20 protein-coding genes are annotated in these 19,706 nt (G+C 36.5%); 12 read left to right on the top strand and 8 right to left on the bottom strand.

Translation table 11 applies throughout. The features are described from left to right. On the bottom strand, nucleotides 1-2,751 hold the full coding sequence (locus tag AC3CH7_RS20985; protein WP_207889552.1) for an ATP-binding protein: 2,751 nt from the start codon (nucleotides 2,749-2,751) through the stop codon (nucleotides 1-3). A 170-nt stretch (nucleotides 2,752-2,921) separates the two neighbouring features. Here AC3CH7_RS20985 and AC3CH7_RS20980 point away from each other — a divergent pair, with 170 nt between their 5' ends. The 7 genes from AC3CH7_RS20980 (at nucleotide 2,922) to AC3CH7_RS20950 (ending at nucleotide 8,012) form a co-directional block, all read left to right on the top strand. Further along, nucleotides 2,922-4,112, top strand: coding sequence for a M14 family metallopeptidase (locus AC3CH7_RS20980; protein ID WP_031416771.1), 1,191 nt, complete (start codon nucleotides 2,922-2,924; stop codon nucleotides 4,110-4,112). A gap of 174 nt (nucleotides 4,113-4,286) precedes the next feature. Next, nucleotides 4,287-4,616 carry a PadR family transcriptional regulator gene (locus AC3CH7_RS20975; RefSeq protein ID WP_012296148.1) on the top strand — a complete coding sequence of 110 codons (330 nt, stop codon included), beginning with the start codon at nucleotides 4,287-4,289 and terminating at the stop codon, nucleotides 4,614-4,616. Continuing rightward, complete coding sequence (locus AC3CH7_RS20970; RefSeq protein ID WP_012296149.1) at nucleotides 4,613-5,020, top strand: permease prefix domain 1-containing protein; 408 nt, start codon at nucleotides 4,613-4,615, stop codon at nucleotides 5,018-5,020. The genes AC3CH7_RS20975 and AC3CH7_RS20970 overlap by 4 nt, the downstream gene beginning before the upstream one ends. A gap of 2 nt (nucleotides 5,021-5,022) precedes the next feature. Further along, complete coding sequence (locus tag AC3CH7_RS20965) at nucleotides 5,023-5,679, top strand: hypothetical protein (RefSeq protein ID WP_488381870.1); 657 nt, start codon at nucleotides 5,023-5,025, stop codon at nucleotides 5,677-5,679. 12 nt (nucleotides 5,680-5,691) lie between these two features. Next, the gene (locus AC3CH7_RS20960) at nucleotides 5,692-6,723 is read left to right on the top strand and encodes an alpha/beta hydrolase (RefSeq protein ID WP_488381869.1); all 1,032 of its coding nucleotides are present in this window, start codon (nucleotides 5,692-5,694) and stop codon (nucleotides 6,721-6,723) included. 92 nt (nucleotides 6,724-6,815) lie between these two features. Beyond that, nucleotides 6,816-7,223, top strand: coding sequence for a MarR family transcriptional regulator (locus AC3CH7_RS20955; RefSeq protein ID WP_012296152.1), 408 nt, complete (start codon nucleotides 6,816-6,818; stop codon nucleotides 7,221-7,223). Nucleotides 7,224-7,352: 129 nt separating this feature from the next. Continuing rightward, nucleotides 7,353-8,012: a hypothetical protein gene (locus AC3CH7_RS20950; protein ID WP_031416775.1), complete on the top strand. Its 660-nt coding sequence runs from the start codon at nucleotides 7,353-7,355 to the stop codon at nucleotides 8,010-8,012. Between the two features lie 387 nt (nucleotides 8,013-8,399). Here AC3CH7_RS20950 and AC3CH7_RS20945 read toward each other — a convergent pair whose 3' ends face one another. From AC3CH7_RS20945 to AC3CH7_RS20930, 4 genes are all read right to left on the bottom strand, one after another. Further along, on the bottom strand, nucleotides 8,400-9,476 hold the full coding sequence (locus AC3CH7_RS20945) for an ankyrin repeat domain-containing protein (protein WP_197148776.1): 1,077 nt from the start codon (nucleotides 9,474-9,476) through the stop codon (nucleotides 8,400-8,402). Between the two features lie 224 nt (nucleotides 9,477-9,700). Continuing rightward, nucleotides 9,701-11,182, bottom strand: a complete 1,482-nt coding sequence (locus AC3CH7_RS20940; protein ID WP_012296155.1) for a malate:quinone oxidoreductase — start codon at nucleotides 11,180-11,182, stop codon at nucleotides 9,701-9,703. A 378-nt stretch (nucleotides 11,183-11,560) separates the two neighbouring features. Further along, nucleotides 11,561-12,334, bottom strand: a complete 774-nt coding sequence (locus AC3CH7_RS20935; protein WP_031416778.1) for a nucleotidyltransferase domain-containing protein — start codon at nucleotides 12,332-12,334, stop codon at nucleotides 11,561-11,563. A 175-nt stretch (nucleotides 12,335-12,509) separates the two neighbouring features. Then, nucleotides 12,510-12,659 (bottom strand): hypothetical protein, encoded by a 150-nt coding sequence (locus AC3CH7_RS20930; RefSeq protein WP_227256946.1) that lies wholly within the window; start codon nucleotides 12,657-12,659, stop codon nucleotides 12,510-12,512. A 152-nt stretch (nucleotides 12,660-12,811) separates the two neighbouring features. Between AC3CH7_RS20930 and AC3CH7_RS20925 the strand changes: the two genes are divergently transcribed. Further along, on the top strand, nucleotides 12,812-13,303 hold the full coding sequence (locus AC3CH7_RS20925; protein WP_031416779.1) for a hypothetical protein: 492 nt from the start codon (nucleotides 12,812-12,814) through the stop codon (nucleotides 13,301-13,303). A 54-nt stretch (nucleotides 13,304-13,357) separates the two neighbouring features. On the opposite strand, the gene AC3CH7_RS20920 is transcribed toward AC3CH7_RS20925, so the two are convergent. Then, nucleotides 13,358-13,636 carry a hypothetical protein gene (locus AC3CH7_RS20920; protein ID WP_031416780.1) on the bottom strand — a complete coding sequence of 93 codons (279 nt, stop codon included), beginning with the start codon at nucleotides 13,634-13,636 and terminating at the stop codon, nucleotides 13,358-13,360. Nucleotides 13,637-13,812: 176 nt separating this feature from the next. Then, complete coding sequence (locus AC3CH7_RS20915) at nucleotides 13,813-14,022, bottom strand: hypothetical protein (RefSeq protein WP_241740608.1); 210 nt, start codon at nucleotides 14,020-14,022, stop codon at nucleotides 13,813-13,815. A 235-nt stretch (nucleotides 14,023-14,257) separates the two neighbouring features. Between AC3CH7_RS20915 and AC3CH7_RS20910 the strand changes: the two genes are divergently transcribed. The 4 genes from AC3CH7_RS20910 to gnd are packed head-to-tail and all read left to right on the top strand — an operon-like array spanning nucleotide 14,258 to nucleotide 19,313. Then, complete coding sequence (locus AC3CH7_RS20910) at nucleotides 14,258-14,989, top strand: GntR family transcriptional regulator (protein WP_012296161.1); 732 nt, start codon at nucleotides 14,258-14,260, stop codon at nucleotides 14,987-14,989. Beyond that, nucleotides 14,982-16,523 (top strand): gluconokinase, encoded by a 1,542-nt coding sequence (gene gntK, locus AC3CH7_RS20905; RefSeq protein ID WP_036162469.1) that lies wholly within the window; start codon nucleotides 14,982-14,984, stop codon nucleotides 16,521-16,523. The genes AC3CH7_RS20910 and gntK overlap by 8 nt, the downstream gene beginning before the upstream one ends. 15 nt (nucleotides 16,524-16,538) lie before the next feature. Further along, on the top strand, nucleotides 16,539-17,885 hold the full coding sequence (locus AC3CH7_RS20900; protein WP_036217787.1) for a GntP family permease: 1,347 nt from the start codon (nucleotides 16,539-16,541) through the stop codon (nucleotides 17,883-17,885). Nucleotides 17,886-17,912: 27 nt separating this feature from the next. Next, nucleotides 17,913-19,313 (top strand): decarboxylating NADP(+)-dependent phosphogluconate dehydrogenase, encoded by a 1,401-nt coding sequence (gnd, locus tag AC3CH7_RS20895; RefSeq protein ID WP_207889554.1) that lies wholly within the window; start codon nucleotides 17,913-17,915, stop codon nucleotides 19,311-19,313. Here the strand turns inward: gnd and AC3CH7_RS20890 are convergent. Beyond that, nucleotides 19,284-19,616, bottom strand: a complete 333-nt coding sequence (locus AC3CH7_RS20890) for a nucleotidyl cyclase domain-containing protein (protein ID WP_243432637.1) — start codon at nucleotides 19,614-19,616, stop codon at nucleotides 19,284-19,286. The two genes, gnd and AC3CH7_RS20890, sit on opposite strands and share 30 nt — an antisense overlap. Nucleotides 19,617-19,706: the final 90 nt, after the last annotated feature.

Raw genomic sequence — 19,706 nt, 5'->3', positions numbered from 1 at the left:
TTATATACTCCCTTTAGAAACTAACCATACTCTTAAAACGGATATTAATTGATCTAAATTTAATGGTTTACTAATATAATCAGATGCACCAGCTTGCAATGATTTATCCCGGTCATTCTTCATAGCCTTCGCCGTCAGGGCGATAATCGGTAATTCAGTCCGCTTCATTTGTTGACGAATAATAGTCATTGCTTCATAACCATCCATATTCGGCATCATAATATCCATAAGCACTAAATCAATCTCATGATGAGCTTGCAAAACCTCTAAACATTCAAGTCCATCTTTAGCCACTAAAATGGTCATGCCTCTTGTTTCAAGTGCTGTTTTTAAGGCATAAATATTACGGTTATCATCGTCGACGATTAATATATTTTTCCCTTGAAAAACCTCTACCTCATCATGCTTTAAAACTTCCCTATTATCCTGCGATGGCTCTTCTCTCGGTACATCTTCCTCAATTGTCACAGCTACCTCATTCAAAGCAGCAAGCTTATCGCAATGATCCTCTTCGACTCCATTTGGTAAGCTTGGAATCGTTAACGTAAAGCTACTACCTTGTCCCTCTTCACTTTGCAATGTAATCCAACCACCAAGTAGTTTCGCAAACTCCTTACAAATTGAAAGACCAAGTCCTGTTCCACCATATTTTCGAACGGTAGCACCGTCTGCTTGCTGGAATGACTCAAAGATCAATTGATGCTTGTCTTTTGGAATTCCTATACCGGTATCTGAAACAGTAATTTCTAGCCAATCATCGCTAATATCTTGCATATTACTTGTAAGCTGGCTCTGTGCAAGCTGATTAATCGCTAAAGTTACAGATCCATGCTCCGTAAACTTAAAGGCATTTGATAATAAGTTCTTTATGATTTGCTGAAATCTCTTTTCATCTGTATAGAATACGTCGACAACATGATCTGCCTTTGAAATATGGAAATCTATATTTTTCTTCATCGCGACAGGTGCAAAAGTATGCTCAATTTGAACAGGTACTTCACTCATATTCACTTCATTAAAGATGATATCTAGCTTCCCTGCCTCCACTTTAGATAAATCTAAAATATCATTAATCAATGCAAGTAAATCCTCACCTGAGGAATGGATAACCTTCGCAAATTCCGTTTCCTCATCTGTTAAGTGGTCTTGGCTATTCTCTGCTAACATCTCTGACAAAATTAAAATGCTATTTAAAGGCGTTCTAAGCTCATGTGACATATTTGCTAAAAACTCAGATTTGTAATTAGAATTAAGTATAAGCTGTTCTGCACTTTCTTCTAATTCTTGCTTAGCCTTTTCTAGCTCACGTGATTTGGACTCTGCCTCTTTCGTTCGCTCTTCAAGCTGCTCGTTAATCATCGTCAGCTCTTCTGTCTGCATTTGTAATTCTTCAGATTGTGTTTGAAGTTCCTCTGATTGAACTTGTAACTCCTCCGTCATTGCTCTTGACTCATTTAATAATCGAACGATCTCCATACGCCCCAATACACCATTTACAGTTAAGCCAAAGGTTTCAGTAACCTGCTTCACTAACTCCTGTTGCAATGCATTAAATTTAGTCATTGTAGCTAACTCGACAACCGCTATAACTTCATTTTCGAAAATAACAGGAATCAATAAAATATGCTTGGGTCTTATTTCACCTAGCCCTGTTCTAATTAAACGATAGTCCTGCGGAATATTATCATAGAATAAAACTCTTTTTTCTAATGCACATTGACCGATTAAACCTTGTCCTACTTTAAAGCTCTCCATACCGACACGATCATCTCCGTCAGCAAAAGCCGCCTTTTTTATAAATAGTACTTGTTCCTCTGCCTCTTCCCGAACATAGAATGCTCCAAGAGACGCCTGTGTTTTCTGTGCCATTTCTGACAGGAAGGTTTCAGCCAATTTGGTAATAGCTGAAATACCTTGATATTTTGTTACAATATCAGCAATATTGGTTTGTAACCACTCTCTCTTCTCTACCGATTCCAATAATATATTGGTTGCATCAGCAAGCTCATTAATTTCATCATTTGTATTCACATGTATTCTTCTCTTGAAATCACCCTTCGTGGCAGCCATTTCCTGAATCGTTTGTGTTACTTCTGTTATAGTTTTGACAATGGAACGGGAAATGCCACTTGCTATAACAATAGCAATTACAGAAACCAAAATTAAAATCCCAAATAGACCACTTGTTAATTGACTATTTTGTTTGTCTAACTGAGCGGCCTTTGCTTGTGTATAAGTATTTTCAGTTGCACGGAATGCATCGAATAATTTGCGCATTTTTTCCATGTCTTGGCGTCCATTATCAACTTTGAAAAATTCCGTTAACGCTTTTGTATTACCGTCCTTTTTATATTGAATAGTTGGCCCACCCGTTGTTTCAACCCAATGATCGATCGTTTCCTCTATCTCTTTCAATTTTTCCTGCTGGGTTGGTTTATCTTTCATTTGCTGATAAAGATCATTAAAATCTATTTTCCAGTTTTCCGCTCCATTATCATAGGGCTCCAGATAACTAGGTTCACCCGTAATAATAAAAGCTCGCTGACTTGATTCCATATCCAATATATATTTTTCAATATCATTGGTTAATGTTTTCACATTAGAGTCGTACTTAATAATAAAATTTCTTTCCTTTTGCAAAGAAGTAATTTGATTATTTAGGATGATCACTGATGCAAGTAAGCAAAGAATGATGATAATATAACCCAATGTAATCTTGGAGCGTATACCCAATTTTAATTTATTTAACATTTGGTTTTCCTACCTTTACCTTTCCTAAACTCTATTTTTGTTATAAATGTGACTAGAATACCATCTTAAACATTCTTATAAAGAAATTTTACGGCTTTAGCATTAATAAGTATTAATTTCTCACATATACATTTTATATTGAACTATTTCTAACTAAGGAGAGAATGCATGTGGATATATTCGTAAGGCCAGGAGATTCACTTTGGCATTTCAGTGAAGTATTTAAAATACCTCTTCCACTCATTTTAGATTCCAATACCAATATAAATCCTCAATTTTTAAGAGTTGGGCAACGCATTCGTATTCCTGGATTTGTGACCATTAACTATCAGGTGAAACAAGGGGATTCCCTTTGGCAAATTGCACAGCGGTATAATCTACCACTTATTGCCATATTACTTGTAAACCCAGGTCTTCATCCAAATCAATTACAGATTGGCCAGATGATTCATATACCACAACGCTTAACATGGCGCTTAATTGACGGTAAACAAAATTATACGTACAACATCATGATGAATGATATTCAAAGGCTAGTTGACGCCTATCCATTTCTTCGCAGTACTACCATTGGTAGCTCCGTTTTAAGTAAGGAAATACCAGAGCTATTAATTGGCAATGGAACTAAACGTGTTCATTATAACGGCTCCTTCCATGCAAATGAATGGATTACTACTCCTATTATTCTAACATTTTTAAATGACTATTTGCTCGCTCTCACTAACCAAAATAATATGAGTGGACTTTCTTTATTTCCTCTTTATCAGCAAACGACCCTATCCGTAGTACCAATGGTAAATCCCGATGGGGTCAATTTAGTCATACAAGGTCCCCCAAATGATGAATCATTAAAAAATCAGCTCATTTCATGGAATAATGGTAGCTCTGATTTTTCTGGCTGGAAGGCAAACATCCATGGCGTTGATTTAAATGATCAGTTTCCTGCCAAATGGGAATTAGAAAGCGCCCGTAACCCGAAAACTCCTGGTCCTAGAGATTATGGCGGGGAAAGGCCTTTGTCTGAGCCTGAAGCCATAGCTATGGCTGATTTGACCAAGCAGCGTGATTTTGCAAGAGTACTAGCCTTTCATACACAAGGTCGCGTTATCTATTGGGGCTTTGAAAATCTTGAACCACCTGAATCAGAGGTGCTTGTTAATGAGTTTAGTCGAGTGAGTGGCTATGAACCGATTCAATCTGCTGGGAGCTATGCTGGCTATAAAGATTGGTTTATCCAAGATTGGCGTAGGCCAGGCTTTACCGTTGAATTAGGAAGTGGCACAAACCCTCTCCCGATAAGTCAATTTGATGATATTTATGAGGAAGCTAGGGGAATTTTTCTTGCAGGGTTATATATGTAGAGAGGTATGATCGTTAACTCCATTTGCTATGAAATTGTCCTTTTGGGCACTTTCTAGTGAATGGAGTTCTTTTATCGTGCTCTAAAAAAAAGAAAATAAATTACTTTGACAGGCAGAGTAATGTTTGCTAATATTACTCTGACAGATAGAGCAATAAAATGAAGTAGGTGACTTATGGTTCGCAGTGATATTATCCGAGGACACTTGGATTCGATTATTTTACGGCTCATTTCAGAAAAAGACCGCTATGGCTATGAAATTTCTCAGGAAATAAGTCTCCGTACAAATAATCGATTTCAGATTAAAGAAGCAACTTTGTATGCTGTTTTTCAACGTCTTGAGAAAAAAGAAATTATTGAAGCCTATTATGGAGATGTTTCACATGGTGGCAAAAGAAAGTATTACCGTATTACCTCATTGGGTAAGGCCTATTTAAATGAGTTAGCGAAAGAATGGTCGGAAGTAAAAGAAATTATTGATTTATTTATGGAGGGCGTCGAATGAAGAGAATAAAAAACCATATTGATGAGCTGTTTAAGGGTATTCCTCGCAACAACGAAACGGAAATGGTTAAACAAGAAATTATTGAAAATCTTGAAGAGAAAGTCTTTTATTTGATGGATCAGGGAAAAGAACAAGAGGATGCCATCAATAAAGCAATTGTAGAGTTTGGAGACATAGAAGATTTAAAAAAGGAACTAGGCGTTAAGGTACCTGCTAAGAAAAACATGGCTAAATTAAATTTAGAGTTCTCTCTTTGGGGTAGTGGCTTAATTATTGCATTTTTTATTTTTATTAATCTTTATTACACACCACAAACAATTTGGGCAATCTATCCAATATTCGCTATCCTTTGGTGGCCATTGTCCATGTACTTTGTATGGTCACGTAAGAGATGGGGTGAATAAATATGAAGAATTTTATTAACTTTTCATTAGCTGGGAGCATCATGACAATGATTTTTTTAGGTATCGTCAATTTCACGACATCGCCCCAAACAATGTGGTTTATCTATCCTTGCTTACTGCTGTTACTTTGGCCAATTACGATCATCTGTATGTATAAAAAAATGTATAAACAATATTCAATTATTTGTAGTACGATGATTATCGTGTTTCTTATTATAGAAAACTATATTTACACACCAGATCATCCATGGTTCATTTACGCCATTTATCCTATTGTCTGGTGGCCCATTCTGATGTACTTAGGTGAAAAAGCAAAAACGCTAAAAATCGCACTAATAGGCTGTGCTTCTACTATTATTTATTATGCTTTAGTAAACATCATTTTATCACCTCAATACCCTTGGGCAATTTATCCTGCATTTTTAGTTATGTGGTGGCCCTTAGCCTTATACCATGCTCAACGAAAAACATTTGTGGCTTTCTCCGTCACTGCTACATTTTTAATAAGTATCTTTTTTATCATCGTCAATATTGTTTCTTCACCAGGAGTTATATGGGCAATCTACCCTATTTTTGTTACGCTTTGGTGGCCTCTGAGTATGTATTTTTATGTGTATAAAAGAAGAATGTATCAAGCGACATTCGCGAAACGCATGTAAAGGAGAAATCCGATGAAGACATCTATTAATTTTATTAAATATATGGTGATAGTCATTGTACTTTTACTACTATTGATGCTGCTCTTCCCAACATGGACCTCCTCCATAAAAGGCTCAACCAGCATTAGCGCTTTAGAGCAAGTTGAAATTAATGGCACTGGTCATGAAATAATGATCCGAGGTCAGGATAAAGCTAACCCTGTTATTATTTTTGTTCATGGCGGACCTGGCTGCTCTGAAATACCCTACGCAAAAAAATATCAGGATTTACTAGAAACGGAGTTTACGGTGGTCCATTATGATCAGCGTGCTAGTGGGAAATCCTATCATTTTTTCGAGGACTATTCTAATCTTTCTTCTGATTTGCTTGTGGAGGATTTATTAGGACTGACTGATTATATAGCTAAACGACTAGACAAAGAAAAAGTCATCTTAATTGGCCATTCCTATGGTACATATATTGCTACACAAGCAGCCGCTAACGCCCCTGAAAAATATGAAGCTTATATTGGGATAGGACAAATGAGCAATACAATCGAAAGTGAGAACGATAGTTTAAATTTCACAATCAATCAGGCTCAACTGCAAGGCAACAAAGAAGATGTTTTATATTTACAACAGATAGCTGATGCCATTAAAAATGGTACAATGTTTACGCCTAGAAATTACGTAAACAAATATGGTGGTGCTACCAGATTAATAGATAATCCTGATGGAAATATGCTAGGAATGCTGTTCAGTAAAGAGTATAATTTGTTAGATATTATCCGCTATAACTATGGCTTATCCTTGTCTCAAGAGGCTTTATTAAAAGAGGTCATGCAGCACCCCATTCCAACAAAAGTCCAAAAGCTTGATTTACCCTTCTATTTTTTAATGGGCAACTATGATTATCAAACATCCTCACACGCAGCAAAAAATTACTTCGACCAAATCAGGGCAGAGAAAAAAGAATTTATAGCTTACGAGCAATCTGCACACTATCCACAATTCGAAGAAAAGAAAAGATTCTTTGAATGGATGCACGCAACTTTTAAACAATAAAAGCTTATTTCTTTAGAGATATTGTATTCTTGGAAAGATATATTCACTTGCTATATAATTCAATTATTAAATATTTTAACGGACGTGATTATATGGCTGACAGTCTACATAATGTTGAAATCATTATGAAAGAAATGCTAGAAATACAGCAAAAATCGAAAATGTTTGTAGACCTTTTATCTGAAGGAGAAGCGCTATCACAAAACCAGCTAATCCTACTTCTACAACTTAAAATCAATAGCGGTATGAAAGCGACAGAAATTGCAGATTTCTTTAGTGTGACACCTGGAGCTGTAACCTCTATGTGCGATAAACTGGAAAAACTAGCGCTCATTCAACGAATTAGAGAAAATAATGATCGTCGCGTGGTCAAAATGGTTTTAACAAGTACTGGTGATGAAAAGGTCCAAGAAATCTTTTTAAAATTTTCCCAAGATAAACTCATGGACATGGCCACGATCTTAAGCGAAGTAAACAAGCTAATGAATAAAATCTTTTAGGATTTCAATAAACTTGAAATCCTTTTTTTATTGGTTGGTTCTTGACAAATGGAAGTTGCATATAATTTAATTAATATATATTTTATTTATTAAAATATATATTAATTAAATTATAATGAGGTGACTTTTATGTTTCAAAATCTCCGCACCCTTACACTAACAAACGGTCGTATTAAAAATTTGGATGCTGATTACGAGCAATTAAATATTCGAGGTGCTGTAGCAATTCAACAAGAGGTACGTCTAAAAAAAGTGTCTACTCATGGCCATAGCTCCTTTTATTTTCCTGTTATCGTCCAATCATTTACTAGTACAGGATCTTGTACTTTAAAGGATTATTGCGAAATGGAAGCGCTCATGAATGCCGGAAACATAAAATTATGTAGTGGTCATATTCAAAAGATTAGTAGCTCTGGAAAGCTGTCGGCTGAAGGGAAATTACAGTGCGGGAAGCTCGATGCTATTGGAATTGTAAAGGCTGCAGAAATAACGGCTGAGCATTTTCACTTAAAATTGTCAGGGGAGAGTGAAATTAACCTGTTAACGGCTAAAAATATTTCGGTAGAAAAGGATAGGGTAACACTACTTTCATTTTTGAAGAAAAAATTAAGTTGCCATACTATTAGCGGCAAACACTTGAAACTAGCTTATACAAAGGCAAAAATTGTGGAAGGTGAAGTTGTTATTGTAGGGGAACATTGCCATATTGAAACTCTATACTATTCAGATGACTACTCTGTTGCTTCTAACGCAAAGGTGCAACACATTATACGGAGGGAAAAAGAGTGATATTTCTAAAATGGCTACAAGCTTTTTTTTGTTCATTAGCACTGGTTGTATTATCGGTATTATACGCTGGCCTATTGTTAAGTGGCATTCTTTCCATACTAGCTGGCTTTTTAAGAACATTTGGATTTCATCAAATTAAGATGAGCATCTGGTATGGCGTAGAATTACCTGTTATAATCAGCATTCCTCTATCCTTGCTAGTAGCTATACTGCTGTTCTTTTGTGCAAAATATGTAAAACTTCCTATAACTTTTTGCTTCTCAAAGATTAAAAGTTGATACGAAAGAGCGTTAAAGGAACAGAACTTCAACGCTCTTCTACTAGCTTATTTTGCATGTCTTTACTACCTATCTGGAAGAGGGAACGCATGAAGTAAATTTTGCTATATTATGAGAGTTCTCCTTCAAGAAATTGAATCAGGTACATTTCTGGCCTAGCAAGGAATTCTGTAAAGCTACTTAAATCTGCATATACCTCATGCTCCAAATCGTAACACCCTACCTTTCCCTTTGGGTTCCAAACCAATTGCAAATCAGAGTACTGATCGATAGTGGCTGAAAGACGTAGCATTTTTTGACGGCCAATCTTCATCTCAATTGTATCCGTTAGTTTGAAAAAATCGATGTACTGAATATCATAATTATTGACTGCAAGCTTAAGATGTAATTGATTGCCTGTCAGAAAATGAAGTAGCTCCTTCGGTAATTTATATTTTTTTAATGCATCTTTTTTATTTTCTACCTGATGAAGCTCAGCAGGCTCTAGCTCTTTCAAATATTGAGCTAATTCTAAATTTTTTACACTTACTGCAATGGTGTACGCTCTTTCTCCATCTTTCTCCTTCAATGATATATCTGCCCCCCGCTCGACCAAATACTTCACCATTGCTAGATGACCCATACGTGTTGCAACCGTTAATGGTGTCGGCTCATACGGATAAACCATATCGGGCTTTTGATCATTAATATCGACTCCCTGATCAAGTAAATAGGTAACCATATTTTTGTCATAATTTGATACTGCCTGACGTAATACTGCCCCACCATGCTGCTTTATATCAAGCCCGAGTTCATGAATAAGTGGGATATTTTTCTTATTGCCATAGTAGGCTTGCGAGTAGGCACCAGAACCCACACGATTATGTCCATCTAATTTTGCCCCATGTGCAACAATATAGCGAATTATATTTTCTTTACAATATCGAACAGCTCTTAAGAAAGAAGGATTTTGATCAACATTCAAATTAACATGATAGTCGATTAATAGCTTTACAACATCCAACTTTTCAGCAATCAGTGCTAGATCTAAAGGACTTAACGATATGTGTTTACTTAAAATAATCTCTTCTTCAATATCCCAGCCATTGACTTTTGCAGCCTGTAATGCAGCTATATTACTAGAATAGATATGCATCGCAATTTCCGGCATTGCCGGAAATGTTCCGATATCTTTTAATTTAATCATCCCACTTAGCTCCCTTCCTACGTTTATAAAAAAGTATAGAAAATAACACCCTATTAAACAACGGGGCATAATGCTTACAGTTTAATGCCATTCAATGAGCGTGGAAAAAGATTTATATTAAAAAGGGAAACTATTTATCAAAAATTTCCCAGGAAAAGATGATCACAAAAAAGCTCCTAATCGCTAAGGATTAAGAGCTCTTTAAACATCTATATAATTGATCTTTACTTCAAACGAAGTGCTTCATCTGTTGTTGCATTAATTTCTTTTAGAAGCTCTGGGTTTTCTGCTAATGATAAACCGTAAGAAGGAATCATTTCTTTAATCTTTGCTTCCCACTCTTTAATATGTTGAGGGAAACATTTATTAATAACTTCTAGCATTACATGTACAGCTGTAGAAGCACCTGGTGAAGCTCCTAGTAAAGCAGCAATTGATCCATCGGCTGCACTTACAACCTCTGTACCAAATTGAAGCGTTCCTTTACCGCCTGCTTCTGTATCTTTAATAACTTGTACACGTTGACCAGCTACGATAATATCCCAATCATCACTCTTCGCATTTGGAATGAATTCACGTAATTCTTCCATACGTTGCTCTTTTGAAAGCATAAGCTGTTGGATTAGATATTTTGTTAATCCCATTTCTTTAACGCCTGCCGCTAATAAAGTTGTGATATTATGCGGTTTTACAGAGGCAAATAAATCCATATTTGAACCTGTTTTTAAGAATTTCGGTGAGAAACCTGCAAAAGGTCCAAATAGTAACGACTTCTTATTATCAATATAACGTGTATCAAGATGCGGAACTGACATTGGTGGGGCACCCACTTTTGCTTTTCCGTACACTTTTGCATGGTGCTGTTCAGCCACTTCTGGGTTATTACATGCTAAGAATAATCCACTAATCGGGAATCCACCAATATGTTTCCCTTCAGGAATACCTGATTTTTGTAGTAATTCTAGGCTACCTCCACCAGCTCCAAGGAAGACAAATTTTGCTGAATGATATTCCATTTTACAGCCGTCTAAATCATGCACTCGTACTTCCCATGAACCATCACTAGCTTGTTTTAAACTTTCAACACTATGATTGTAGTTAACATCCACGTCTTTTGCTTTTAAGTGGTCAATTAACATGCGTGTTAAAGCACCAAAGTTAACATCTGTACCAGTGTCAATTTTTGTTGCAGCAATGTCTTCACCAGCTGGACGATTTTCCATAATAAGTGGAATCCATTTTTTTAGTGTTTCAGGGTCATTTGAAAATTCCATTCCTTCAAATAAAGGATTTTGAATCATTGTCTCATGACGTTTTTTTAGAAACTCAACATTTTCTTTCCCTTGCACTAAGCTCATATGTGGTAAAGGCATAATGAAGTCTTGTGGATTATTGATCAGCTTATTGTTTACAAGATACGACCAAAATTGTCTTGAAACCTGGAACTGTTCATTAACATTAATCGCTTTTTTGATATCGATTGATCCGTCTTTTTTCTCTGAAGTGTAGTTCAGCTCACATAGTGCAGCATGTCCAGTTCCCGCATTGTTCAATTCGTGAGAACTTTCTTCGCCTGCTTTCTCAAGCTTCTCAAACACTGTAATTTTCCAATCTGGTGCTAATTCTTTGAGGATTGTTCCCAAAGTTGCACTCATGATTCCGGCACCAATTAAGATAACATCTGATTTTATTTGTCTGTTACTCATTTTTACCTTCCTTATATGTTAAGATTTGCAGAAAGGATGTAAGCACTCCTGCTTTAGAAGTACTGTAAGCCATGGAGCAACCCTCGGAGCACACCATTTCTGTATCAATTATTACCTTATTGCAGTTTATCACAATTAGTTCAAGAATAAAATATCAACTATTTATATGAGAGTTATCAGCTTTTTTCGAGCCTTTATCATCATAATTCAAGCAAAAAACTCACTTTTTATTAGACACAAAACTAGGATATTTTAAGTTTTATGGAATAACGGGCCTAAAAATGGTTGACATTTTCATAAAAAATATATTCTATTTTATTATTATATTTATATAGTAACATAAAAACTGACACGCGTCTCATATCAGAATGAGGCAGATTAACCTTCTATTGGGCTTTTTACATGCCAGCCATCTATACAAAAACCACCCATTTGTTGTAACACATAACTAACCAATGCCTCCAATGATTTCAACATCTGTTCAGCATTGTTCTCTTTCAGGGCATGCAGAAACATTTGTTTAAAGCGCTCATCAGGAAAGGCTGACTTCATATACTTTTGCAGATAGATAGGATCTACAAGATAGGAATGAATTTGATGAATAGGAATTGTATCGATTTGTAAAAACTGACTATACTCCATAAACAAAAAAGCTAATGCATTATGATAAACAAAGATAAAGTCTCCTTTCTCTTGCTCGTAACAATCTTTTACATTATCCAAAGCATCCCATAATCCATATTTTTGTATTTCTTGAACTGTTTTATCAATTGCTTCATAATTTTTCTCTAGCCATGCATCTGCCTCTAATTTCAATTCATTTATTATTCCAGTATAATCAAATAAAATTTGCCCTGTTTGAAATTGTACCATCGACATTGTCCTATGTTTTTTAAAATCATCTTGGAAATAGCGCCGAATTTGACCTGGTGGATTAGCAAAGTATTCGATCAGAAAGCCATCAATTATTTGATTACCCCTTTCTCGCCATGTCACATCATTCGATAAAATAATATGCACATCTATATCAGACCGTTCGGAAGGATTTCCTGTAACATAACTCCCACAAACTAACGCACCTACAACTTCATCTCTGCTCTGCCAATCGTTTAAAAAAAGTTCTAGTGCTTTTCTCCAATTTTTCAAGAACATCCACTTCCCATCTTTATTATGCATTTGTTTGTCGTATTCCATTAACAAAAACAGATAACCTAGGATTTTTAATAATTGCTTAGACCTCCTTCAAATAGTGGGTAGAATAAAGAAGGAAAACGAAAAATCCTTCGAGAGTGAACTTCTGGAAGGATTTTGATATGGTCTTTAGCTATTAAAATAAATCAGATAAAAAACTTTGCATAGATGGTGGCAATAGTTGATAGAATAATCCCTCATATTTGATATCGAATATACCCGCAATGATAATGACAACCACTACTACTAATAAAAAGGCCTTCTTATTTTTAGAAATCCACTTCAATAGATTCCACTCCTCTAACTTTATAGTAAACATGTTAAGTATAGATGAGGATCATGCAAAATAGTAATACCTATTTATGAGTCTGTCACCTCAACCTACAATGCTACATAAATTAAATAAAGGAACAAGAATGATTTTAGAAGGGAATGGCTATGGTAAATTTTAAATCGTTTCGTGGTATCATCACACAAATTAGTGATTTTCCAGTGGGGCAAAATGGGGACAGAGATGGTTGTTATAAAATGATGAGTGTCGAAGATGGTGTAGGCGGAGTCGTCAACTTTGTCATTTCTCCTTCTACTTATTTTGTGAATCAAGAAGTTGTTACAGCAGGTGAATGGATCACTGGATATTATGATGGGGATGCACCTGTACCTATGATTTATCCACCGCAATATCGTGCATTAATTGTAGTAAAAGAAAGTAACCTTCAACATGTAAAGGTAGATTTTTTTAATCAACAATTGGTGAGCAGCGATGGGCAATTACAATTAAACCTTACTCCTTCAAGCGTTATATCACTTAAAAATGGGCAACCGTTTACAAAAAGTCCTGCTAATCGAAACCTAATTGTTATTTATGGTCCTACTACTAGAAGTATACCTGCCCAAACTACTCCATACGAGATTGTCGTTTGGTGTTAAGAAAAAGTTTGACGGCCTAAGTCCATTCACTTGGACTTAAGCCGTTTTTGGTTGTTACTGACCCGACATATTTTCTTTCATTTCATGTAGCTGCTGCTTGATCTGCTCTAGATAATCTTTATTTTGCTGCACTGTATCCAAATGTTCACCATATTGCTCTGCATTAAGACGCGCATTTTCTGCATGTTTGATTTGGTCAAATGCATGCTCGATAGCCATTTCCTCAGGATGTGATTTTGCATGCTTTAACATACGATCTGCCTTTTGCACCGAGTTACTAAATAATGTACTTGGATGATCCTGTTTCCAACTTGTGTCTGAGTGTTTTGCCAATCTATTCTCTTCCCTTCCTAAAAAAGTTTTCATTGCTCAACTGTAGTATTATGAAATGTTTAGAAAATATGTATGGAAAGTATATTAAAAAACACAATATTTCCCAGGCTATAAGTGAAGAACTAAGGAACCTACCCTAGTTCTTCTCATTGTGTTGAATAGTTGTCAAATATAAACTAGTGCCATGCAGTACGCTCACTGACTGGTTGTTTGATACCTGTTTTCCCTTTAGTTTCAGCAAAATTATTAACCTGAGCTGAAGATGTATCAAGTTCAAATTCCGAACTAAACTCTTCCTGGAGCATTTGTCGAGGTTGGTTTGTTATGCTTGCACTTCTCGTTTCTTTTACTTTTGCATTTTTACGATTTGTATTCATATTTGACATAACCATCCTCCACTAATTATTTGAAAAGCTTTAAAACATATATGTGTTTTAAGAACTTCTCACTGTAAAGTTTGTCCATGTTAAAAGAAAGCATGTGCCATAAATACAAAGTATTATTGTAGAAGCTCTTTCCTCGATGTCTCATTGTTATTCCTTTTATGTTGCTTGCAATCTTATTTTCTTTCTGATTATAATACTTGTATACAAGTATACTTATGATAAAAAAGGTGATAGTATGAGCGAATCTAAGGATTATTTATATCCTCAAAAATGGCTTTCTAAGGCATCAACTGGCGATCGTGTAGCTTATGAGCTTAGAATGCGTATTATTTCAGGATTAATTGAAAGCGGTACCATTCTTTCAGAAAACAAATTAGCAGCCGATTTTGAAGTAAGTCGTTCACCCATTCGTGAAGCCTTAAGGACATTGGCATCTGAAAACATCATCAGACTTGAGAAAATGGGCGCTGTTGTCATTGGTTTGTCGGAGAAGGAAATAGAAGAAATATATGATGTTCGTTTGCTGATTGAGACATTTGTGTTTGAACGTCTTATCAAGATGGATACAACTAACCTAACACTGGAACTTAGCAAAACATTAGAAATGATGAAGGTTGCTATCAAATATAATGATGCAGATGAATTTTCTTATCAAGATGTTATGTTCCATGAAGCTATTATTCGCTCCATTGGACATTCCTATATCGCGATGATCTGGAATAATTTGAAACCAGTAATGGAAGGGTTAATACTATTATCCATGCGCATGCGCTTTATTGAAAAATACGATGATTTCACTCGTATTGTGAAAAATCATGAGCTATATATAGATGCTATCCGAGCTAAAGATCGAAAGCTCATGATTAAGTCTTTACATGACAATTTTGACGATGTTCAAGGGACTGTGGAAGACCTATGGAGGTCACAGCAAATGCTATCAAAAGGGGTTGAGTCACACGATGACTAACTATATGTTAGGTGTGGATATAGGGACTACTAGCACAAAAGCTGTATTATTCAGCGAGCAAGGTGAAGTAATTCAACAAGAAAATATCGGGTATCCACTATATACACCTGATATTTCTACAGCGGAGCAAAATCCAGAAGAGATTTATCAGGCTGTACTACAAGCAATGTCAAATATTATGAAGGTCCATTCGGGCAAGCCATTATTATTTGTATCCTTTAGTAGTGCCATGCATAGTGTAATCGCTATAGACGAAAATGACCAACCGTTAACTCCTGTCATTACTTGGGCGGATAATCGTAGTGAGGCGTGGGCACATAAAATTAAGAATGAATGGAATGGACATGAAATTTATAAAAGAACGGGGACCCCTATCCATCCAATGTCCCCACTAAGTAAAATTACATGGCTTGTAAAGGAACACCCTGAACTAGCTAGTAAAACAAAAAAATATATTGGCATTAAAGAATATATTTTTAAAAAGTTCTTCAACGAATATGTCGTAGATTATTCATTAGCCTCCTCTATGGGAATGATGAATCTTCACACTTTAGATTGGGATGAAGAAGCTTTATCAGTAGCTGGAATTACAAGTGCACAATTATCAACGCTCGTACCAACAACTAAATATTTCACTAACTGTAATCCAATTTTAGCTGAGCACATTGGCATTGAGCCACAAACACCTTTTGTAATTGGTGCAAGTGATGGTGTACTTTCAAATTTAGGAGTTAACGCCATTAGAGAAGGCGAAATTGCCGTTACAATTGGGACAAGTGGTGCCATTCGTACGATTATTAGTAAACCCAAAACGGATGTCAAAGGAAGAATTTTTTGTTATGCCTTAACAGAAAACCATTGGGTTATTGGGGGCCCCGTAAACAACGGTGGCATGGTTCTTCGTTGGATTCGTGATGAGTTTGCCTCTTCTGAGATTGAAACGGCTAAAAGATTAGGCATTGATCCGTACGACGTGTTAACGAAAATTGCTGAACGTGTAAGACCCGGTGCTGATGGACTACTGTTCCATCCCTACTTATCAGGTGAGCGCGCTCCTCTATGGAATCCAGATGTACGTGGTTCATTTTTTGGTTTAACCATGTCACATAAAAAGGAGCATATGATACGTGCTGCTCTTGAAGGGGTTATCTACAATTTATATACCGTGTACTTAGCATTACTTGAATGTATGGAAAGCCCCGTTACACGCATTCAAGCAACAGGTGGTTTTTCACGATCAGAGATTTGGCGACAAATGATGGCTGATATTTTTGAATCAGAGGTAGTAGTACCTGAAAGCTATGAAAGTTCCTGCCTTGGTGCATGTATTTTAGGCTTATATGCAATTGGCAAAATTGATTCCTTTGAAGTGGTAGCTGATATGATTGGTGACACTTATAAACATACACCTTTAGAAGAGGCAGCAAAAGAATATAGACAGCTACTTCCTATTTTCATACGTTTATCAAGGGTATTAGCAGACGATTATGCGTCTATTTCTCAATACCAAAGGAGCTTAATAAAGCCTGACTAAAAAGGAGGAAAATATATGCCTTTAGTTATTGTAGGAATTGGTATTATTGCACTGTTAATTTTAATAATGGTCTTTAAATTAAATACGTTTATCTCTTTAATCATTGTTTCATTTGGTGTCGCCTTAGTTCTTGGAATACCTGTAGATAGTATTGTGAAAACGATTGAAACCGGATTAGGCGGTACACTAGGTCACTTGGCATTAATATTTGGACTTGGCGCAATGCTAGGTAAGTTAATAGCTGATTCAGGGGGCGCACAGCGCATTGCTATGACCCTTGTGAACAAATTTGGAGAAAAAAATATTCAGTGGGCGGTTGTTGCGGCATCCTTTATTATCGGAGTTGCTCTTTTCTTTGAGGTAGGGCTAGTCCTATTAATACCTATTGTTTTCGCGATTTCGAGACAATTGAAGGTTTCTATCTTGTATCTAGGTATTCCGATGACAGCTGCTTTATCGGTCACACATGGATTTTTGCCCCCACATCCAGGTCCTACGGTGATTGCAGGTGAATATGGGGCAAACATCGGGGAAGTATTACTTTATGGTTTTATTATCGCCGTTCCAACTGTTATTTTAGCTGGGCCATTATTTACAAAGGTAGCTAAAAAATTAGTGCCTGAATCATTCAATAAAACTGGGAATATTGCCTCTTTAGGAGAGCAAAAGACTTTTGAGCTGGAGGATACTCCTAGCTTTGGTATAAGTGTCTTCACTGCATTGTTACCCGTTATTTTAATGTCCATCGCTACTATAATTACGCTGCTACAAAAAACAATAGGCTTCGAAGATAACAGCTTATTAGCAGGAATCCGCTTCATTGGAGAGGCTGGTACTGCCATGTTAATTTCCTTATTAGTAGCTGTTTATACGATGGGTATAGCAAGAAAAATTCCAATTAAGCAAGTAATGGAATCATGTACAACAGCAATCTCGCATATTGGCATGATGCTGCTGATTATTGGCGGTGGTGGTGCCTTCAAACAAGTATTAATCGATGGTGGCGTTGGTGATTATGTAGCTGAACTATTCCATGGAACTACCTTATCACCCATACTATTAGCATGGATTATTGCTGCTATTTTACGCATTTCATTGGGGTCAGCTACGGTTGCCGCTTTAACAACAGCTGGGCTAGTAATCCCTATGTTAGGCCAACATGATGTGAACCTTGCATTGGTGGTTCTTGCGACAGGTGCGGGAAGCTTAATTGCTTCCCATGTTAATGATGCTGGATTTTGGATGTTTAAGGAATACTTCGGGTTAAGTATGAAAGAAACGTTTGCCACATGGACGTTGCTAGAAACAATTGTATCTGTAGCTGGTCTAGGATTTATTTTATTACTAAGTTTATTTGTTTAAAAAATGGAAAAGAAGGAGCGAGCATAAATGTTAAATACAATAGGCGTTATTGGTTTAGGTGTTATGGGCAGTAATATCGCCTTAAACATGGCTAATAAGGGCGAGCAAGTAGCAGTTTATAACTATACACGTGATCTAACAGACAAACTTTTACAAAAGGTCGAAGGACAAGCGCTTACTCCTTACTATGAAATAGAAGATTTTGTGCTTTCTTTAGAAAAACCAAGAAAGATCTTTTTAATGGTGACTGCTGGTAAAGCCATTGATTCAGTCATTGCTTCCTTAGTGCCTTTCCTTGAAACAGGCGATATCATTATGGACGGTGGTAACTCTCACTATCAAGATACAGAGCGTAGACATGATGAACTGATGGCTCAAGGTATTGGCTATTTAGGCATTGGCATTTCAGGTGGTGAGGTTGGAGCATTGACAGGTCCTTCTATCATGCCTGGTGGCAATCGAGAGGTCTACGAAAAGGTGGCTCCTATTCTTACGAAGATTGCAGCGCAATTTAAAGGCAATTCATGCTGTACGTATATGGGGCCTAAAGGTGCAGGTCATTTTGTCAAAATGGTCCACAATGGAATCGAGTACGCTGATATGCAGCTTATTGCAGAGGCCTATACTTTTTTAAGAAAAAATGTAGGATTATCTGTTGAGGAAATTGCTGAAATCTTTGAAACATGGAATCAAGGGGAATTAAAAAGCTATTTAATTGAAATTACAGCTGAAATTTTACGAAAAAAAGATGATGTCACAGGCTTACCTCTAATCGATATGATTCTTGATAAAGCTGGTCAAAAAGGAACTGGCAAATGGACGAGTATGCAATCCATCGATAATGGTATTCCAACATCGATAATTACAGAGGCTTTATTCGCTCGCTATATTTCATCATTAAAAGAAGAACGAGTTCATGCAGAAGCAGTATTAGCAGGTCCAAGCAGTACACAGCCAAATCTAGATAAAGATGTGTGGGTAGAATATGTCAGACAAGCCCTCTATATGGGGAAAATCTGTGCCTATGCACAAGGGTTTACACAATATAAAATGACCTCCGAGCTCTATAATTGGAACTTACCATTAAAGGATATTGCGCTCATTTTCCGTAGTGGGTGCATTATACGTGCAGAGTTTTTAAATGTGATAAGCGATGCTTATCACAAACAACCTACACTCGCCAACCTATTAATAGCTCCTTACTTTGCAGAAAAAACAAAGGACTATCAAAGTGGATTGAGAAAAATTGTATGTGAGGGTATACAGGCAGGGAATGCATTCCCATGCTTAAGTGCCTCGCTCACATATTATGATAGTTATCGGACTCGTTCATCTAATGCTAACCTGTTACAGGCACAGCGCGATTATTTTGGTGCTCATACATATGAGCGAACTGATTTAGCAGGTGTGTTCCACACAGATTGGTAAATAAAAAGCTAAAATATACATCATCGTATCATGATTGTATATTTTAGCTTTTTCATTATCTCTATACACATGTACTCGATTACGTTCTGCTTGTTTTGCTGAGTACTGTGCTTTATTTGCTTTGTTTAAGAGTTGATATAATGTCTCTTCCCCATTTGTACCTTCAGCAACCCCAAAGCTAATCGTAGTCTTAAGCGGTTGTAGCTCCATACTTTGATAATTCATATCCACTAGCACCACTGTAAATGGGGATGACCTCCCTTTCGCCTCACCATACGCTTGATTACATTGTTGAAAAAACACACAGCGAACCTGTTTTTCTAACATTTTTTAGTAAGAACCAGCACAAACTCCTACCTCTTCACCACGCTCTCCCATGTAACGGGAATCGCT

The sequence above is a fragment of the Lysinibacillus sp. F12 genome (assembly GCF_057773605.1).
Note: the sequence above shows the minus strand (reverse complement) of the source record. Positions and strands in the feature narration are given on the sequence as shown.